Source organism: Streptomyces zhihengii (assembly GCF_016919245.1).
Classification (GTDB): domain Bacteria; phylum Actinomycetota; class Actinomycetes; order Streptomycetales; family Streptomycetaceae; genus Streptomyces; species Streptomyces zhihengii.
Genome location: NZ_JAFEJA010000001.1, coordinates 4345850 through 4364447 on the forward strand (window position 1 = coordinate 4345850; position 18598 = coordinate 4364447).

Annotated in this window: 15 protein-coding genes and 3 tRNA genes; 10 read left to right on the plus strand and 8 right to left on the minus strand. The window is 73.4% G+C overall.

Annotated features, from left to right (window positions below; translation table 11 throughout):
* The first annotated feature begins 42 nt into the window (after window positions 1-42).
* The 5 genes from purD to JE024_RS18245 all read left to right on the plus strand — a co-directional run bounded on the left by purD (window position 43) and on the right by JE024_RS18245 (window position 8639).
* Window positions 43-1293: a phosphoribosylamine--glycine ligase gene (gene purD / locus JE024_RS18225; RefSeq protein ID WP_205374608.1), complete on the plus strand. Its 1251-nt coding sequence runs from the start codon at window positions 43-45 to the stop codon at window positions 1291-1293.
* A gap of 313 nt (window positions 1294-1606) precedes the next feature.
* Window positions 1607-3331: a M48 family metalloprotease gene (locus JE024_RS18230; protein WP_205374609.1), complete on the plus strand. Its 1725-nt coding sequence runs from the start codon at window positions 1607-1609 to the stop codon at window positions 3329-3331.
* A gap of 301 nt (window positions 3332-3632) precedes the next feature.
* A complete protein-coding gene (locus tag JE024_RS18235) occupies window positions 3633-5093 on the plus strand; it encodes a N,N-dimethylformamidase beta subunit family domain-containing protein (protein ID WP_205374610.1) in 1461 nt (486 codons plus the stop codon).
* Window positions 5094-5253: 160 nt separating this feature from the next.
* Window positions 5254-7596, plus strand: coding sequence for an FG-GAP repeat domain-containing protein (locus JE024_RS18240; protein WP_205374611.1), 2343 nt, complete (start codon window positions 5254-5256; stop codon window positions 7594-7596).
* Window positions 7597-7733: 137 nt separating this feature from the next.
* A complete protein-coding gene (locus tag JE024_RS18245) occupies window positions 7734-8639 on the plus strand; it encodes a phosphoribosylaminoimidazolesuccinocarboxamide synthase (protein ID WP_205374612.1) in 906 nt (301 codons plus the stop codon).
* A gap of 132 nt (window positions 8640-8771) precedes the next feature.
* Here JE024_RS18245 and JE024_RS18250 read toward each other — a convergent pair.
* From JE024_RS18250 to JE024_RS18285, 8 genes are all read right to left on the minus strand, one after another.
* Window positions 8772-8844: transfer RNA gene (locus JE024_RS18250), tRNA-Gly, on the minus strand.
* Between the two features lie 22 nt (window positions 8845-8866).
* Entirely contained in the window at window positions 8867-9475 is a 609-nt protein-coding gene (locus JE024_RS18255) for a response regulator transcription factor (RefSeq protein WP_205374613.1), read from the minus strand.
* Window positions 9472-10770 (minus strand): sensor histidine kinase, encoded by a 1299-nt coding sequence (locus tag JE024_RS18260; RefSeq protein ID WP_244882946.1) that lies wholly within the window; start codon window positions 10768-10770, stop codon window positions 9472-9474. Before JE024_RS18260 ends, JE024_RS18255 begins: the two co-directional genes overlap by 4 nt.
* A gap of 46 nt (window positions 10771-10816) precedes the next feature.
* On the minus strand, window positions 10817-11590 hold the full coding sequence (locus JE024_RS18265) for an ABC transporter permease (RefSeq protein WP_205374614.1): 774 nt from the start codon (window positions 11588-11590) through the stop codon (window positions 10817-10819).
* Window positions 11587-12540: an ABC transporter ATP-binding protein gene (locus tag JE024_RS18270; RefSeq protein ID WP_205374615.1), complete on the minus strand. Its 954-nt coding sequence runs from the start codon at window positions 12538-12540 to the stop codon at window positions 11587-11589. The genes JE024_RS18265 and JE024_RS18270 overlap by 4 nt, the downstream gene beginning before the upstream one ends.
* Before the next feature lie 146 nt (window positions 12541-12686).
* Window positions 12687-12759 (minus strand) — tRNA-Gly (locus JE024_RS18275).
* Window positions 12760-12838: 79 nt separating this feature from the next.
* Window positions 12839-12910: transfer RNA gene (locus tag JE024_RS18280), tRNA-Gly, on the minus strand.
* Between the two features lie 119 nt (window positions 12911-13029).
* Entirely contained in the window at window positions 13030-13365 is a 336-nt protein-coding gene (locus JE024_RS18285; RefSeq protein ID WP_244882948.1) for a histone-like nucleoid-structuring protein Lsr2, read from the minus strand.
* 278 nt (window positions 13366-13643) lie between these two features.
* Here JE024_RS18285 and purS point away from each other — a divergent pair, with 278 nt between their 5' ends.
* The 5 genes from purS (at window position 13644) to JE024_RS18310 (ending at window position 18588) form a co-directional block, all read left to right on the plus strand.
* Window positions 13644-13889 (plus strand): phosphoribosylformylglycinamidine synthase subunit PurS, encoded by a 246-nt coding sequence (gene purS, locus JE024_RS18290; protein ID WP_147987130.1) that lies wholly within the window; start codon window positions 13644-13646, stop codon window positions 13887-13889.
* Window positions 13886-14566, plus strand: a complete 681-nt coding sequence (gene purQ / locus JE024_RS18295) for a phosphoribosylformylglycinamidine synthase subunit PurQ (protein WP_205374616.1) — start codon at window positions 13886-13888, stop codon at window positions 14564-14566. Before purS ends, purQ begins: the two co-directional genes overlap by 4 nt.
* Entirely contained in the window at window positions 14563-16836 is a 2274-nt protein-coding gene (purL, locus tag JE024_RS18300) for a phosphoribosylformylglycinamidine synthase subunit PurL (protein WP_205374617.1), read from the plus strand. Before purQ ends, purL begins: the two co-directional genes overlap by 4 nt.
* Before the next feature lie 102 nt (window positions 16837-16938).
* Window positions 16939-17730, plus strand: coding sequence for a maleylpyruvate isomerase family mycothiol-dependent enzyme (locus tag JE024_RS18305; protein WP_205374618.1), 792 nt, complete (start codon window positions 16939-16941; stop codon window positions 17728-17730).
* Between the two features lie 48 nt (window positions 17731-17778).
* Window positions 17779-18588: an META domain-containing protein gene (locus tag JE024_RS18310; RefSeq protein WP_205374619.1), complete on the plus strand. Its 810-nt coding sequence runs from the start codon at window positions 17779-17781 to the stop codon at window positions 18586-18588.
* The last annotated feature ends 10 nt before the right edge of the window (window positions 18589-18598 follow it).

Here is an 18598-nt window from a genome sequence, read left to right on the forward strand (position 1 = left end):
CCGTACGACGGCCCCGGGCCCCCGGCGGTTAGGCTGGCGCCCGTGAAGGTCCTCGTCATCGGCGGCGGCGCCCGCGAACACGCCCTGTGCCGCTCTCTGTCCCTCGATCCCGACGTCACCGCTCTGTACTGCGCGCCCGGAAACGCCGGTATCGCCGAGGTCGCGGAGCTGTACCCCGTCGACCAGCTCGACGGCGGGGCCGTCGCGGAGCTCGCGACGCGTCTGGAGGCCGGGCTCGTCGTCGTCGGCCCCGAGGCGCCCCTGGTCGCGGGGGTCGCCGACGCGGTCCGCGCCGCGGGGATCCCCTGCTTCGGCCCGTCCGGTGAGGCGGCGCAGCTCGAAGGCTCCAAGGCGTTCGCCAAGGACGTGATGGCGGCCGCCGGGGTGCCCACCGCGCGCGCCTACGTCTGCACCACGCCGGAGGAGATCGACGAGGCGCTCGACGCCTTCGGGGCGCCGTACGTCGTCAAGGACGACGGGCTCGCCGCGGGCAAGGGCGTCGTCGTCACGAGCGACCTGGCGGCCGCCCGTGAGCACGCGCTGGCCTGCGGCCGGGTCGTCATCGAGGAGTTCCTGGACGGCCCCGAGGTCTCGCTCTTCGCCGTGACCGACGGCACCACGGTCGTCCCGCTGCGCCCCGCACAGGACTTCAAGCGCGCGCTCGACGGCGACGAGGGCCCCAACACCGGCGGCATGGGCGCCTACTCGCCGCTGCCCTGGGCCGACCCGAAGCTGGTCGACGAGGTCCTCCAGTCGGTCCTCCAGCCGACGGTCGACGAGCTGCGCCGGCGCGGCACCCCCTTCTCCGGTCTGCTGTACGCGGGTCTGGCGATCACCTCGCGCGGTGTGCGGGTGATCGAGTTCAACGCGCGCTTCGGCGACCCGGAGACCCAGGTCGTGCTCGCCCGGCTGAAGACGCCGCTGGCGGGCCTGCTGCTGGCCTCCGCGAACGGCACCCTCGACACCCTGCCGCCGCTGCACTGGCGCGACGACGCGGCCGTCACGGTGGTCGTCGCCTCCCACAACTACCCGGGCACGCCGCGCACCGGCGACCCGATCGAGGGCCTGGACGAGGTGGCGGCCGAGGACGCGCCGCACGCGTACGTCCTCCACGCCGGCACCCGGCAGGACGGCGACGCCGTCGTGAGCGCGGGCGGCCGTGTGCTGTCGGTGACGGCCACCGGCAAGGACCTGGCGCAGGCCCGGGAGCGCGCCTACCGCGCCGTGGCCCGGATCCGCCTGGACGGGTCCCAGCACCGCACCGACATCGCCCGCACCGCCGCGGAGGCCTGAGCCCCCGCCCCCTGACCGACGAGGAGCCCGGTGCCGCCCGCACCGGGCTCCTCGCCGTTCCCGGGGCCCTGCCGTCTCGTGGTGCGGGGCCGGAAGCGGCCGAACCGGTGTTCCCCCGCGCGTCCGATCCTTTGCCCAAAGCCATTCCATCGAGTGATGAGTACGCCATCCGGATGACGGGTGCCGAAGCCCCAACTATGGTGCGGCGCAGGCATTCCGGCACATGGCTCACCGGCATTGCGATGTCGGAGGTCGGTGCCACAGTGGGGGAGTGACCAACACCGTCGCAGCGCAGAGGGGGTGAGGTCCGGCCGTGTCCGGTACCGGTTTCGGGGAGTCGATGGGCGCTCATGGCGCCCGTGCCAAGGCCCTTGCCGTGCTGCGGGTGCGCAGCGGGGCGACGGCCGTCGCCCTCGTGCCCGCGGCCGTCGCCGTCGTGCTGATCGCCGGCGGTGCCATGGGCCGGCTGAGCGGGGCCGGCTGGGACACCGCGCGCGGGATCGCCGCGGCCGTCGCCGCCGTGGTGCTGCTCGCCGCGGGCTCGGTCGCGGCGACGATCGCCCGGGCGGCGCCCGCGCTGACCCCCACCGTCGACCTCTCCCCGCGCGCGGCCCCCGATCTGCACCGGCTGGTGGAGGACCTCGCCGCACGGCTCGACGTCCCGGCGCCCTCGGCGCTCGCGCTCACCCCCGACTGCGACAGCTGGCTGGAGGACCGCTCCCATCCGGCGCACCGGATATCCGGTGCGCACGGGCGCCCCCGGCGGCGGTCCGCCGAGGCCCCGGTGCTGGTGATCGGTTCCCCCTTCCTGTGGTGGATGCGCGTCGCCGAACTGCGCGCCGTGCTCGCCCCGGTCGTCGCGGGCGCGGGCCTGGCCGCCGACCCGGACATAGCCGCGGCCCGCCGTTTCGTCCGCGGTCTGGACGCGGCGGTCGCCGACGCGGCCGGCCCGCCGCGATCCCTGCGCCTCCCGCTGACCGTGCTCTCCGGCCGGATCGCCCGGTTCCTGCTGCGCACCTGCCAGACGGACGCGGCCGAGATGGAGCGCTGGGTGGCCGCCGCCGCCTCGGAGCGGGCCCAGGGCGTGGACTACGGCCTGCGGATCGTGGCCCAGGAGCAGGTCGGCCTCGCGTACGCGGGATGGGACCGGCTGCTGACGAGGGTGGCCCTGCCCGCCTGGCGGATGGGCCGGTGGCCCTCGCAGCTGGACGCGGGCGTGGTGTCCGCGCTGACCGAGCTCTCCCGCCGCGACCGCCTCGCGGACGGCTTCACCTCCCGGCTGAACGAGCGCCCGGCCTGCGATCTGCTGGAGGAGCCGGGGGCCGTGGACGAGGCGGTCTCCCTGCTGGCGGCGCGGCTGTTCCACGGCGGTCCGGCCGCGCCGGGCGCGCACTGGTCGCCGGTGGACTGGGACGAGTACCCGGCCGAGGTCGTGGACCACAAGTGGCGCACGGAGGCGGCCCGTATCCATCGGGTGCTGGACGAGCTGGGCGTGCCCACGGCGAGCGGGCCGGAGGGCCCGACCCTGGCCCGGGTGATGGAGCACCTGTCGCAGCGGCCGGGCGGCGAGGCGAGCGACGGCCTGGCGGCGGCGCTGACCGCCCGCATGGCCCGCGACGAGGCGTCGGCCGCGCGGGACGCCGAGCCCCGTGGGGAGGGCCCCGGGCCGGATCCCGGCGCTCCGCACGGCTCCGCCGGCCGGCCCGCGGGCGCGGTCTCCCGGGACGGCGGGGACGAGATGCTCGCGGCCCTGTGGGGCGGCGATCTGGTGCCGCTGCCCCTGCAACCGCCGCGGACGGGGCGCGATCTGCTGGCCGACCACGTCGTGGCGATGGTGTGCTGCACGGCGGTCGACACCGCCGGCGCCGCCCCGGGGCTGGACTGGCTCGACGGGCCGGCGCTGCTGATGGACGGCGAGCGCAGGGCGGATCTGCTCGCCCCGGTGCTCAGCCTGGTCGAGGAGGGCGACGCCAAGCCGCTGCGGGTCTGGCTCGGTTCGCTCGGCGTCCGCCCGGAGAGCCCGGTGCGGCTCGCCTGAGGCGGCGCGGAACGTCTTCGGCGGAACCCTTTCCGCCGGAGGCCGCGACGCGGAGAATCGGGGCCTCGACTCCGCGGACAGCGGCCTCGACTCCTCGGATCACGGCCGCGATCCGGGGGCCGGGGCGGCGATCCGGGGAGTGGGGGACGGCGATCCGGAGGGCGTTATCCGGAGAAGTCCCTTCCGTTTCACGTCGATTCGCGACGAACGGTGACGGAGTGAGTGCGTTATGTGATGTGCTGGAGACCGGCGCTGCACGGTCGGCGCATCGACGATGTCCGGGCGCGAGGGAGGGCACACCATGGGGGCGGACCACATCCGGCGATGGGAATCCGGTGCCCTCGCCCACGCCGTCAGCGACCCGTTCGGCCAGGGCCCGCTGCCCTGGCTGCGCAACAGCGAGAACTACTTCGACGACGCCGGCCAGGTCGTCCCCTGGTACGCCGATCCGCAGCTCGCCCGCGGCGGCTCCGGCGGCCCCCGCACCGCGGACGACGTGCACCGCCAGATCAAGGGCTTCGTCTCCCCGGGGGCGGCACTGCCCGGCGGATCGATCGATTTCCACATCACCGTGGACCCGCCGCAGCAGTTCTCGGTCGACATCTATCGGATCGGCCACTACGGCGGCGACGGCGCGTCCAAGATCACCACGAGTCCCCGGCTCTCGGGCATCGTGCAGCCGCCCCCGCTCACCGCGGACCGCACGGTCTCCTGCCACCACTGGTGGCTCTCCTGGCGGCTCCAGATCCCCTCGTACTGGTCGATCGGCGCGTACGTGGCGGTGCTGACCACGCTCGACGGGTACCGCTCGCACATCCCCTTCACCGTCCGCGACGACCAGCCGGCGGACCTGCTGCTGCTGCTGCCCGACGTGACCTGGCAGGCGTACAACCTCTACCCGGAGGACGGCCGCACCGGCGCCAGCCTCTACCACGCCTGGGACGACGAGGGCCGGCTGCTCGGCGAGCGGGACGCGGCGACCACGGTCTCCTTCGACCGGCCGTTCGCGGGCGCGGGCCTGCCCCTGCACGTCGGCCACGCCTACGACTTCATCCGCTGGGCCGAGCGCTACGGCTACGACCTCGCCTACGCCGACGCCCGCGATCTGCACGCCGGGCGCATCGACCCCACCCGCTACCGCGGGCTCGTCTTCCCCGGCCACGACGAGTACTGGTCGGTCCCCATGCGCCGGACGGTGGAGGCCGCGAGGGACGGCGGCACCTCGCTCGTCTTCCTCTCCGCCAACACCCTGTACTGGCAGGTCGAGATGAGCCCGTCCCCCTCCGGGGTGCCCGACCGGCTGCTGACCTGCCGCAAGCGCCGCGGCCCCGGAAAGGCGGCGCTCTGGCGCGAGATGGACCGCTCCGAACAGCAACTCCTCGGCATCCAGTACGCGGGCCGGGTGCCGGAGCCGTCCCCGCTGGTGGTCCGGAACGCCGAGCACTGGCTGTGGGAGGCCACCGGCGCGGGCGAGGGCGACGAACTGCCCGGCCTGGTCGCGGGCGAGGCCGACCGCTACTTCCCCCGCACCGCCCTGCCCGAGCACCGCAAACGCATCCTGCTCGCCCACTCGCCCTACCGCGACGGGGACGGCGCCCTGCGCCACCAGGAGACCTCCCTCTACCGGGCCCCCTCCGGCGCCCTCGTCTTCGCCTCGGGCACCTTCGCCTGGTCCCCGGCCCTGGACCGGCCCGGCCACGTCGACTCCCGCATCCAGCGGGCGACGGCCAATCTGCTGGACCGCATCTGCAAGCGGGACTAGCCGGCATCCTCCCTTCTGCCGCGGGCGGTTCACGGGCCCCGTGCGGCACAGCGCGCTCCCGGGGCCGTCCGCTCCGGACGGGATCGCCGGGGCCGCCTCCCCGACCGGAGGCCGACCGGGCGCACCCGCTACTCTCCAGCGCTCAAGGGGAGGACGATCTTTGGACAACGCACGCACCCGCACGCACCGGCCCGGAGCCGGTCGTCGGCTGACGGCCCTGGCCGTCACCGCCGTTCTCACGGCGACCGGGGGGACCCTGGCCGCGATGCCGGCCGCCGCGGCGAGCACCGGCACCACGAGGACGGTCACCGCCACCACGCCGGCCGGCACCGCCGACGCGCCCGCGCAGGAAGCGGCCGTACGGTTCCCGCTCGACGCGGAGATCGTCAGCGCCGGTACCACCGGATTCCTGTCGCGGACCAACTCCGCGACCCCCGAGTACCGGTGGACGCGGTGGACGGACGGCACCTCGACCGTGCTGCCCGCCGCCGCCTCGGTGAACGGCTCCGTCTCGGACGTCGTGGTGACGGGGGACGACGAGGACATCCGGCTCAGCCGGGTCCTGAGGATCCACGACATGGCCGCCCCGTCGGCGGCGCCCGTCGAGGCCGACTTCGGCGGCCTCGGCACGGACTGGTGGTTCGCCGGCGCGGTCGGTTCGACGCTGGTCGTCATGGTGGAGGTGCCCGAGGGGGGCTGGGCGCCCCATCTCGTCACCGTCGGGGCGGACGGCACCCTGACCGACCGGGCGGTGACGGGCATGCCGCCCGGGGTCTGCGAACTCAACGCGACGGCGCACACCGCGCACACCGCCGTCTTCGACTGCGGGCTCGGCCTCGACGAGGTCCGCGGCAAGGTCGTCGTCGATCTCGCCACGGCTTCCGCCGTGTCCCGTCACGTCCAGGCGGGCAAGCCCTGGCGCATGTTCGAGGCCGCGGTCTCGGACACCCATGTGGCCTGGCCCGAGGAGGACGGGACCACAAGGACGATCCACGTCGCCCGCCACGGGACGGACGAGCGGAGGCAGCTCCCGGCCGGGGCCGTCCGGGGGGACGACTTCCGGATGCTCGGGGAGTGGGTGACCCTGGGCCAGCCGCGCACCCTGGAGTGGAGCGCGGGGGCCTACGACGGCGAGGGGTACCCCATTCCGCCCCGGCCGTTCACCGCCGTGTCGGCGGAGACCGGTGAGACGGTGCCGCTCCTCACGCACGTCTCGTCCTCCGCTCCCGCGCCGGACGGCTCCCTGCTGGTGCGAGGCGGCCTGCCGGAGACGGGGGACGGCCTCTACCGGGTCACCCTCGGAGCGGACGGCAAGCCGGTCGCCGCCATGGTCGCCCCGACCGGCCGGCCGACCGCGGTGACCCTCCTCGGCGGCGACGTCCCGGACGTGGTCACCGGCGAGCAGCTCGCCGGCGGCGTCGACCTGAGCTGGGACCTCTCCAGGGGCGACGTGTACATGTGGGCGACTCTGGTCCACCTGCGGACCGGTCAGCGCGTGACGTGGCCGCTCGTGGACGACGGCGGGACGCCGGACCGCCGGACGGTCGGCATGCGCTGGGACGTGCGTGAACTCACCCGTCCCGGTGCCACCCGCCCCGCTCCGGGGGGCGAGTACACCTGGGAGATCCGCGTCCGGCCCGACGACGGCATCGGCCCGGAGCTGAGGGCCACGGGCGCCTTCACCGTGACCCGGCCCGCGGTCCCGCGCGACCACGACGACAACAGCACCCCGGAGGTGCTCCTCCGCGACCACGAGGGCGTGCTGCGCCGTGTGGGCACGCAGCCCGTGACCGCGGGCGACAACCTCTTCCACGAGGGCGCCTGGACCGTCGGCGGCGGCTGGCAGGTGTACGACCGGATGGAGTCCGCCGGGGACGTGGCCGGCACGCCGGTGGGCGATGTGATCGCCCGGGACCGGAGCGGGGTGCTGTGGCTCTACGAGGGCACCGGCATCGATACGAAGCCGTTCCGGGGCCGGACGAAGGTCGGCGGCGGCTGGGGGATCTACGACCGGCTCGCGGGCGGCAGCGACCTCACGGGCGACGGCAGGGCCGATGTCGTGGCCACCGACATGTCCGGCGGGCTGTGGCTCTACAGCGGTACCGGCGACGTCGGGGCCCCCTTCGCCGCGCGGAAGCGGATCGGCGGCGGCTGGGGGATCTACAACCGGATCACCGCCGTCGGCAACCTCGCGGGGGCGGCGGCCGGAGACCTCGTCGCACGCGACGCGTCCGGTGTCCTCTGGCTCCACCTCGGCAAGGGCGACGGCACCTTCGCCGCCCGCACCAGGATCGGGGCGGGCTGGAACACGTACGGGGACCTCGTCGGCGTCGGTGACGCCAACGGCGACGGCCGGCCGGATCTGCTCGCGCTCAAGCACGGAGAGCACACCGGGTCGGGATCGTACTTCTACGCGGGTACCGGCGACCGGCTCGCACCGTTCAGGGCGGCGAAGGCCAACGACGTACTGAGGGGCGATTCCGGCTACGAGAGCGGCTTCTGACGGAGAGGGCCGGGGAGGTGCCGCGCGCGTGGGCGCGGTGGCGCCGCTCCGGCCCCGCCGCCCCCGCACCCTGCCCAGGAGAGCGGTGGCCGCATACGGGACAATCGGAGCCTCGTACATCACCACGCGGAGGAACCGTGTCCGGATTCGTAGAAAAGCCCGAGCCGCTCCAGGTGCCCGGACTGGTGCATCTGCACACCGGCAAGGTGCGTGACCTCTACCGGAACGAGGCGGGCGACCTCGTGATGGTCGCCAGCGACCGGATCTCCGCGTACGACTGGGTGCTGCCGACGGAGATCCCGGACAAGGGGCGGGTGCTCACCCAGCTCTCCCTGTGGTGGTTCGAGCGGCTGCGGGACCTCGTCCCCAACCATGTGATCTCCGCCGAACTCCCCGCCGGCGCCCCCGCCGACTGGGAGGGCAGGACGCTGGTGTGCCGGTCGCTGCGGATGGTGCCCGTCGAGTGCGTGGCCCGCGGCTATCTGACCGGCTCCGGGCTCGCCGAGTACGAGGAGTCCCGGACGGTGTGCGGCCTGGAGCTGCCCGAGGGACTGTCCGACGGCTCGGAGCTGCCCGCCCCCATCTTCACCCCGGCCACCAAGGCGGCCGTGGGCGACCACGACGAGAACGTCAGCTACGAGGAGGTCGCCCGGCAGGTCGGCGGCGCGACCGCGGAGCTGCTGCGCGACACCACGCTCGCCGTCTACGCGCGGGCCCGTGACATCGCCCGCGAGCGGGGCATCGTCCTCGCCGACACCAAGTTCGAGTTCGGCTTCGACGGGGACGACCTCGTCATCGCCGACGAGGTGCTCACCCCCGACTCGTCGCGCTTCTGGCCCGCCGCGACCTGGGAGCCCGGCAGGGCCCAGCCGTCGTACGACAAGCAGTACGTGCGGGACTGGCTGACCTCGCCCGCCTCCGGCTGGGACCGCAGGAGCGAGCAGCCGCCGCCCGCCCTGCCGCAGGAGGTCGTGGACGCGACCCGGGCGAAGTACACCGAGGCGTACGAGCTGCTCACCGGCACCGCCTGGACCGCGCGCTAGGCGTATTGCCCTGTGACCGGGCGCCGCCGGCGGCGCCCGGTCACGGGAGAGCGGCGGGAGCGGTGCGAGCTGTGCGAGCGGCCGGGCACACGAAGAAGCCCCCGGCGATACCGCCGGGGGCTTCCTGCACTGAGCGGACGACGAGATTCGAACTCGCGACCCTCACCTTGGCAAGGTGATGCTCTACCAACTGAGCCACGTCCGCATGCGCCGTAGCGCGGAGCCCACTATACCCAACCTTTCCGGCGGGCGAGGCGCACCGCCGTGTGACGGTTCTCGGCTCCCAGCTTCGCCGCCGCCGACGACAGGTAGTTGCGCACGGTTCCCGGGGAGAGCGAGGCCCGCTGGGCGATCTCCGCGACGGGGGCGCCGTCGGCCGCGAAGGAGAGCACCTCGGCCTCCCGCGCGGTCAGCGGGGAGTCGCCGGCCGAGATGGCGTCGGCGGCCAACTCCGGGTCCACGTAGCGGTTTCCCTCGTGCACGCTGCGGATGATCTCGGCGAGCCTGCGGGCGCTCACGGTCTTCGGGACGAAGCCGCGCACGCCCGCCGCCAGGGCCCGCTTCAGGTGCCCGGGCAGCCCGTGACTGGTCACGATCATGGTGCGGCAGTCCGGGAGTTCGTCGCGCAGACGTGTGGCGACCGTCACTCCGTCCGCGCCCGGCATCTGGAGATCGAGCACGGCGACGTCGGGCCGGTGGGCGAGGGCCATGGCGACGGCCTCCGGCCCTCCGGCCGCCTCGGCGACGACGACCAGGTCGTCCTCCAGGGCGAGCAGCGCCGCGAGGGCCCCCCGGATCAGGTGCTCGTCGTCGGCGAGCAGGACGCGTACGGTCACGCGGACTCCTTCAGGTCCTCGTCGGTGGTGGATCCGCCGCCGGCGGCGGCGAGGGGGCCCGGCTCGCCGGCCGGTACCCGGGCGACCACCCGGAAGCGGTCCTCCGGTGCCGGCCCGGCCTCCAGCGTGCCGCCCACGGCCAGGAGCCGTTCGCGCAGTCCGGCGAGCCCGGACCCGGGGGTGCCGCGGTGCGGGCGGGCCGGGGCGGCGCCGTCGTTCTCCACGGTCAGCCGCACCCACCGGGCCGTGGCGTCGACGGTGATCGAGCAGTGCCGGGCGTCGCCGTGGCGGAGGATGTTGGTGGTCGCCTCGCGGACCACCCAGCCGAGGGCGGACTGGACGCGCGGCGACAGCGCCGCGATGTCCGCCGTCGGGCGGCCGACGGTGCACTCGATGCCCGCGGCGGCGAGCACCCCGCGGGCGCCCTCCAGCTCCGCGCGCAGATCGGCCTCCCGGTAGCCGCGCACCACCTCGCGCACCTCGCGCTGCGACTCCTGGGCGATCCGCTGCACCTCGGTCATCTGGTCGGCGGCCTCCGGCCTGCCCCGGCCGGCCAGTTGGGCGGCCAGCTCCGCCTTGAGCGCGATGACCGCGAGGTTGCGGCCGAGCACGTCGTGCAGATCGCGCCCGAAGCGGAGGCGCTCCTCGGCGACGGCGAGGCGGGCCTGCACGTCCCGCGCGTCGTCCAGCTCCCACATCACCCGCAGCACCCACATCGACACCCGGACGGAGACGGCGACCCACACGGTGATGAAGACGACGGTCAGGGCGGTGAGGAGCACGGCCGGGCCGCCCTGGCCGGTGGCCGCCACCGCCGCCGCGAACACCGCGGCCAGGGCCGGCTGGTGGAGGGCGTTGACGCGCGGGCGCACGGCCAGGCTGTGCCCGCTGAGCACCGGCACCAGGGCGCTGCCCAGCATCATGGGCTGCAGCCCGGTCAGATCGGCGACCGTGCCGAGCGCGAGGACGGACGCCGTCAGCACGCCGGTCGCCGCCGAGGGCCAGGCCGCCGCGCGCAGCGGGACGCCGTCGCCGGTGAGGTAGGCGGCCATCGCGACGCGGCCGAAGCGGTGGCAGAGCGCGCCGTTGACGAGGGCGGCGAGGATCGCCGCGGCCGTCAGCGCCAGGGGCGCGTCGTGCCGGACGGGGCGGGTGAGGAGCAGGAGGACGGTGACGGCGACCGCGCCCCACTGGATCGAGTAGACCGTGCCGCGGGTGTAGAGGTCGACCTTGCCGAGCCTGCTGCGGCCCTTCCACCGGCTCACCGGCGTCGTCCTCTCCTTCTCGTCCGTCACCCGTGTCCCCTCTCGTGCCTGCCCCGTGGCGGGAGTGTGCCCCGTGTCAGCGGCGCGGTTCCCAGCGGAACCACCGCTGCACAGCAAACACGGCCAGCACGGTCCAGGCCAGCGCGGTGGCCGCGGCCCCCACCATCTCGCCGGTGTCGACGCCGCCGAGCCAGCCGGAGCGCACCAGGGTCATCACCCCGGTCATGGGCAGCCGCTCGCACACGGCCGCCAGCCCCTCCGGCAGGACCTCCACGGGCACGAACAGTCCGGAGCCCAGGGAGGAGATCAGGAAGAACGGCAGGGTGGTGATCTGCGCGCTCTCCACGGTGCGGGTCACGGCCGCGGTGGCCGCGGCCAGCGCCGTCATCTGCACCAGTCCGATCAGCACACCGGCGACCACGAGGTCGGGGCGGGCGGGGGCGCCGAGCCCGAAGAAGGCGACCCCGGCGACGGTCAGCACCACGATCTGCACGAGCGCGACGGCGGTCGCGGGCAGCGCGGTGCCGGTGAGGATCTCCAGGTCGGACGCCTCGCCGGTGCGCAGCCGCTTGAGCGCCAGGTCCTCGCGGCGCGAGACGTAGGCGGCGACCAGGTTCATGTGGACGACCACCAGCAGCGCCATGCCGATCCCGCTGGTGATCACGGTGGCGGCGACGCTCAGCCCGGTGCCGCCGAGGTCGACCCGGTCGAGCGAGCTCTTCACCGCGCCGAGCATCAGCACGGGCATCAGCAGGGCGACGAAGAGGGCCGTCCGGTTGCGCACGAGCAGGGTGATCTCCGCCCGCCCGAGTGCCGTGAGCCGTCCCACGGTCGCCGTCGAGGTCGTCATCGGAAGTCCACCACCTTGTCGTCCGCGCCGTTCATGTCGCCGCTGGTCTCGCGCTGCGCGATGTCGAGGAACGCCTCCTCCAGGGAGGCCGAGCGGGCGTCGAGCCCTTCGAGCGTCACGTCCGACGCCTCGGCCCAGCGCAGGAGTTCGGCGAGGTCCCGCTGGAGGTCGCGGGTGCGGATGTCGATGCGCCGCCCGTCGGAGGCGGCCTTGAGCGACAGCGGCAGCCGGCCCGCGGGCACGGTGGCCGGCAGGGAGAAGCGGATGCGGGCGGGGCGGGAGGCGGTCACCTGGGCGGGCGTCCCCTCGCTGACGATCAGGCCCCGGTCCATGATGGCGAGGCGGTCGGCGAGGGTCTCCGCCTCCTCCAGGTAGTGGGTGGTGAGCAGCACGGTGGTGCCGCCGTCGCGCAGCGCGCGCACCAGGTCCCAGGTGCTGCGCCGGCTGGCGGCGTCGAGGCCGGTGGTCGGTTCGTCGAGGAAGAGGACCTCGGGTTCGCCCATGATGGCGAGCGCCAGGTCGAGCCGGCGGCGTTCGCCGCCGGAGAGCTGCTTGACCCGGACCCCGGCGCGGTGCTCCAGCCCGACCAGGGCCAGGGCCTCGTCCACGGGGCGTGCGCCGGTGGTGACGCCGGCCCACATGGTGGCGGTCTCCGCGGCGGTGAGGTCGGAGGGGAAGCCGCCCTCCTGGAGCATCATGCCGATGCGGGGGCGCACGGCGGCCCGGTCCCGGTAGGGGTCACGGCCGAGCACCCGCACGGTGCCGCCGTCGGCGGGGGCGAGCCCTTCGAGCATTTCCACGGTGGAGGTCTTGCCCGCTCCGTTGGTGCCGAGCAGGGCGAAGACCTCGCCGCGGGCGACGCCGAGACGGATCCCGCGGACGGCCTCGTAGCCGCCGCTGTAGGTCCGCCTCAGGCCGTCGGCCCTGATCACGTACTCGTCGTCGGTCATGGCTCAAGCCTCGCGGCGGCCGGTGGCCGCGGGCAGTGCGCGCTGTCATCGCCCCGCATGACAAACGTCATGGGTGGTCCGCCCGGAGCGGCGGGCCCGGGAAACGCCGAAGGTCCCGGTCGTATGACCGGGACCTTCGCTTCCTGAGCGGACGACGAGATTCGAACTCGCGACCCTCACCTTGGCAAGGTGATGCTCTACCAACTGAGCCACGTCCGCATTGCCTCCGCTCGGCTCTCACCGGGCGGCGCGTGCACCACTCTACCTGATCCACATCGGTGGTCGGTAAAGCGATGAGAGCGGGTGACAGGAATTGCACACTGCGCCTTCCCCCTGGAAGGGGGATGTTCTACTACTGAACTACACCCGCACGATCCTCGGTTCGGGCCTTTCGGCCTTGCCCCTCGGCGTGCTCCAGACTCTAGCCGATCAATGGGGGTGCAGTGCAACTCGGTTCGCCGCGACGCGGCGACGGGCCGGCGCCGGCGCTCAACTCGCCTCGCGGAACGCCTCGTAGACGTGCTTGGGGATGCGGCCCCGCGCCGGCACGTCCATCTTCCGGGACTGGGCCCAGGCGCGGACGGCCGCCGGCGCCGGCTCCAGTGAGGTGTGACGGTACGAGACGGGCGCCTTGTCCCGCTTCGACGCATTGGACTGCTTTCGCCCGGCCGCCAGGTACGGGGCCAGGGCCTTGCGCAGTTTCTTTGCATTGGACGTATTGAGGTCGATCTCGTACGACTTCCCGTCGAGGCCGAACATGACCGTTTCCGCCGCTTCTCCTCCGTCGATGTCGTCGGAGAGCGTGACCACCACTCGCTGAGCCACGGATATCGGTCCTTTCCCTGCGGTATCACCGCTGCTGACGTGCGGCGATACCGGCTTAACGACTGTCGAGGGGCAATGCTGCTTTCCTCTGCATTCCTTTGTACAGCGGTGGGCGGTGCATTGTGAAGCCCCGCCAATTGTGTGCGCGTGTCCCGTGCAAAGCGCAAGCGGATTCCTATCGGGGATTTCGGGGGGACCGTCCGGATATCTACTCGCGTAGATTTTCGGGCCGGGTACGCTGAGGGAACCGCCCTCGCAACACACCACCGGGAGTGCCCGTGGCTCGCGTCGTAGTCGACGTCATGCTCAAGCCCGAGATCCTCGACCCCCAGGGACAGGCGGTGCAGCGTGCACTGCCCCGTCTGGGATTCGACGGGATCGCGGACGTACGTCAGGGAAAGCGTTTCGAGCTGGAAGTGGACGGACCGGTCGACGACGCCGCCCTCGCCCGCATCCACGAGATGGCCGAGACGTTCCTCGCCAACACCGTCATCGAGGACTTCGTCGTCAAGGTGGAATCGTGACCACTCGTATCGGAGTCGTCACCTTCCCCGGGACGCTCGACGACCGCGACGCCCTGCGTGCCGTCCGCCTCGCGGGCGCCGAGCCGGTCCCGCTGTGGCACCGCGACAAGGACCTGAAGCAGGTCGACGCGGTCGTCCTCGCGGGCGGCTTCAGCTACGGCGACTACCTGCGCGCGGGGGCCATCTCGCGCTTCTCGCCGGTCACGGACACGATCATCGAGCAGGCGAAGGCCGGCATGCCGGTCCTCGGCATCTGCAACGGCTTCCAGATCCTCACCGAGGCCCATCTGCTGCCCGGCGCGATGCTGCGGAACAACCATCTGCACTTCATCTGCCGCGAGCAGCGCCTGCGCGTCGAGAACGCGGCGACGGCCTGGACCTCCGACTACGAGCAGGGCCAGGAGATCGCCGTCCCGCTCAAGAACATGGACGGCCGGTACGTCGCCGACGAGCGCACCCTCGACGAGCTGGAGGCCGAGGGCCGGGTCGCCTTCCGCTACCTGGACGTGAACCCCAACGGCTCGCTGCGCGACATCGCGGGCATCACCAACGCCGCGGGCAACGTGGTCGGCCTGATGCCGCACCCCGAGCACGCGGTGGAGCCGCTCATCGGCACCGGGGGCACCGACGGGCTGGGCTTCTTCACCTCGATCCTCAAGAAGTTGGTCTCCTCATGACCCTGGACACCGTCAAGCACGCGGGCGAGACCCCGGACTCCGAGCAGCCCTGGAAGGAGCTCGGACTCAAGGAGGACGAGTACGCGCGCATCCGCGAGATCCTGGACCGCCGTCCCACCGGCGCCGAGCTCGCGATGTACAGCGTCATGTGGTCCGAGCACTGCTCCTACAAGAGCAGCAAGGTCCACCTCAAGCAGTTCGGCGAGAAGGCCCCCGAGAACGACGCCCTGCTCGTCGGCATCGGCGAGAACGCGGGCGTCGTCGACGTCGGCCAGGGCTACGCGGTGACCTTCAAGGTCGAGTCGCACAACCACCCCTCGTACATCGAGCCCTACCAGGGCGCGGCCACGGGCGTCGGCGGCATCGTCCGCGACATCCTGGCGATGGGCGCCCGTCCGGTCGCCGTCGTCGACCCGCTGCGCTTCGGCGCGGCCGACCACCCCGACACCAAGCGCGTCCTGCCGGGCGTCGTCGCGGGCATCGGCGGCTACGGCAACTGCCTGGGCCTGCCGAACATCGGCGGCGAGGTCGTCTTCGACTCCTGCTACCAGGGCAACCCGCTGGTCAACGCCGGCTGCATCGGCGTGATGAAGCACGAGGACATCCACCTCGCCCAGGCCTCCGGCCCCGGCAACAAGGTCATCCTCTACGGCGCCCGCACCGGCGGCGACGGCATCGGCGGCGTCTCGGTCCTCGCGTCCGAGACCTTCGACGACACCAAGCCCACCAAGCGCCCCGCGGTCCAGGTCGGCGACCCGTTCCAGGAGAAGCTCCTCATCGAGTGCACCCTGGAGATCTTCCGGGAGAAGCTCGTCGCGGGCATCCAGGACCTCGGCGGCGCCGGGCTGTCCTGCGCCACCTCCGAGCTGGCGAGCGCCGGCTCCGGCGGCATGCGGGTCGAGCTGGACACCGTGCCGCTGCGCGACGCGACGCTCTCGCCGGAGGAGATCCTCATGAGCGAGTCGCAGGAGCGCATGTGCGCGATCGTCGAACCGCAGCACGTCGACCGCTTCATGGAGATCTGCGAGAAGTGGGACGTCACCGCCACCGTGATCGGTGAGGTGACCGAGGGCGAGCGGCTGGAGATCTTCTGGCACGGCGAGCTGATCGTGGACGTGCCGCCCGGCACCGTCGCCCACGAGGGCCCGACCTACCACCGCCCGTTCGCCCGGCCGTCCTGGCAGGATGCCCTCCAGGCCGACGACGCGGGCCTGTTGCCGCGCCCCGGGAGCGCGGACGAGCTGCGCGCGCAGGTCCTGAAGCTGGTCGCCTCCCCGAACCAGGCCTCCAAGGCGTGGATCACCGACCAGTACGACCGCTTCGTGCAGGGCAACACCGTGCTCGCCCAGCCCGAGGACGCGGGCATGGTCCGGATCGACGAGGAGTCCAACCTCGGCGTGGCCATGGCGACGGACGGCAACGGCCGCTACGCCAAGCTCGACCCGTACACCGGTGCGCAGCTCGCGCTGGCCGAGGCGTACCGCAACGTGGCCGCCTCCGGCGCCAAGCCGCTGGCGATCTCGGACTGCCTGAACTTCGGCTCGCCCGAGGACCCGGACGTGATGTGGCAGTTCGCCGAGGCCACCCGTGGCCTCGCGGACGGCTGTCTGCAGCTCGGCACCCCGGTCACCGGCGGCAACGTCTCGCTCTACAACCAGACCGGTGACGTGGCGATCCACCCGACGCCGGTGGTCGCCGTGCTCGGTGTGATCGACGACGTCACCCGCCGCACCCCGATCGCGTTCGCCGAGGAGGGGCAGCTGCTCTACCTGCTCGGCGACACCCGCGAGGAGTTCGGCGGCTCGGCGTGGTCCCAGGTCGTCCACGACCACCTCGGCGGCATGCCGCCCGCGGTGGACCTGGACCGGGAGAAGCTGCTGGCGGAGATCCTGATCTCGGCCTCCCGCGACGGCATGATCGACGCGGCGCACGACCTGTCCGACGGCGGCCTGATCCAGGCGGTCACCGAGTCCTGCCTGCGCGGCGGTCACGGTGCCCGGCTGGTCGTCCCGGAGGGCCTCTCCGACGGCGGCTCGGCCACCGGTGACGCGTTCACCTTCCTGCTGAGCGAGTCGGCCGGCCGTGCGGTCGTCGCCGTGCCGCGCAGCGAGGAGCTGCGCTTCACCGACATGTGCGGCGCCCGGGGGCTGCCCGCCACCCGGATCGGTGTCGTCGAGGGCGACGCGGTCGAGGTGCAGGGCCAGTTCGCGATCGGGCTGGACGAGCTGCGCACGGCGCACGAGGCGACCATCCCCGGTCTGCTCGTCTGATCCGTGCCTCTTCCGGAGCCCCCGTCCGTCCCGGCCGGGGGCTCCGGCGCGTGTGCGGACAAGCCGGTGCCGGAGGGTGCCGCAGCGCCGTAAGGTCTACCCATGCCACCGGCCAGGAAGCGACTTCGCAGCTACGACCACGACAAGGTCGTGGCCGCCGTCCGGGCCCAGTTCGGGCATGTGCGGGCGGCGGTGGACACGCTGACGCCCGAGCAGTTCGCGCTGCCCACCCGGCTCGGCGACTGGACGGTGCGCGAACTGTCCGCGCACATCGCGATGGTCGCCTCGCTGGTCGTCGGATACCTGGAGCGGCCCGAGCCCGAGACCGTCGACCTCGCCCTGCTGGACTGGCCGTTCGCGACGGTGACCGCGCAGGCGAAGGTCGACGAGGACACCCGGGCCTTCGCCGCCGGACCGGAGATCGGGGACCTCTTCGCACGGACCGGGCGCGACCTGGACGCCGTGCTGCCGGGGGCGCCGCCGGCCCGGATCGTGCCGATGCGCTTCGGGGGCATGCGGCTCGGCGACTTCCTCGTCACCCGCACCGTCGAGATGGTCGTCCACACCGACGACCTCGCCGACGCGACCGGGCTGGAGATCCCGTACGACCGGCAGGCGCTCGCCGCCTGCACCCGGCTGCTGGCGGACGCGATCGCGGTCAAGGCGCCGGGGGGCTCCACCGAGGTGCGGATCCCGCCGTACGCCGTCGTCCAGTGCGTCGAGGGGCCCCGGCACACCCGGGGCACGCCGCCCAATGTCGTCGAGACCGATCCGCTGACCTGGATCCGGCTCGCCACCGGGCGGACGACCTGGGCGGACGAGCTCGCGGCGGCCACGGTACGGGCGAGCGGGGAGCGGGCCGACCTGGGGCCGCTGCTGCCGATCCTCGGCTGATCCGGCGGCGCGGTGGAACCGGGACGCGGGCCGTCCCGTCCCAGGGACATGCGCTACCAGCTGAGCATTCCTGTCACCGCGATGGCCCTGTTCGCCCTTGCCGCGTGCGGCACTCAGACGGGGTCCTCCTCCTCCGACGGCGGAGCGTCCGTGGCGCCGGACGTGCCACTGACCGGCACCCGCTGGTCCGTCGACAGCGTCACCGTCGACGGCCGGCGGACGGCGGCCCCGGACGGCGCGTACGTCGAACTGACCGAGAAGGGCCGGGCCCAGGGCAACTACGGCTGCAACCACTTCGGCGCCGATGTGAGCGTCGAGGGGGACACCGTCACCGTCGGCCCCGGCGAGATGACCGAGATGGGCTGCGAACAGCGGATCCAGGGCTTCGAGGACGCCCTGCGGGCCGCGCTCACCGGCAAGCTGAAGGCGGGGCTGTCCGACGGGCGGCTCACCCTCACCACCGCCGACGGCGACACCGTCGCCCTCAGCGCCGAGAAGCCCGCCCCGCTCGTGGGCACCACCTGGACGGTGGACTCCCTGGTCACCGGGGAGAGCGCCGCCTCGCTGCCCGCGGGGGCGGAGAAGAAGGCGGAGTTCAAGTTCACCGAGGACGGGAAGGTGGGCGGCAGCCTCGGCTGCAACCGCTTCTCCGCCACGGCGAAGATCGCGGACGGATCGATCGCCTTCGGTCCCGTCTCCGCCACCCGCAAGCTGTGCCCGGGCCCCGAGATGGAGCTGGAGCGCGAGCTCACCGCGCTGCTGGCGAAGGGGACCCTCGCCTACGAGGTGAAGCACCGCGCGCTGACCCTGACCGCGCCGAACGGCGAGGGCGTCGGCGCGGTCGCCGCCGCCCGCTGACCCGGCGGCA

Coding starts and splice junctions, on each gene's coding strand:
- JE024_RS18235 (WP_205374610.1), top strand. CDS start 3,633: ATGGGGGCGGACCACATCCGGCGATGGGAATCCGGTGCCCTCGCCCAC.
- JE024_RS18265 (WP_205374614.1), bottom strand. CDS start 11,590: ATGACGACCTCGACGGCGACCGTGGGACGGCTCACGGCACTCGGGCGG.
- JE024_RS18270 (WP_205374615.1), bottom strand. CDS start 12,540: ATGACCGACGACGAGTACGTGATCAGGGCCGACGGCCTGAGGCGGACC.
- purL (WP_205374617.1), top strand. CDS start 14,563: ATGACCCTGGACACCGTCAAGCACGCGGGCGAGACCCCGGACTCCGAG.
- JE024_RS18305 (WP_205374618.1), top strand. CDS start 16,939: ATGCCACCGGCCAGGAAGCGACTTCGCAGCTACGACCACGACAAGGTC.
- JE024_RS18310 (WP_205374619.1), top strand. CDS start 17,779: ATGCGCTACCAGCTGAGCATTCCTGTCACCGCGATGGCCCTGTTCGCC.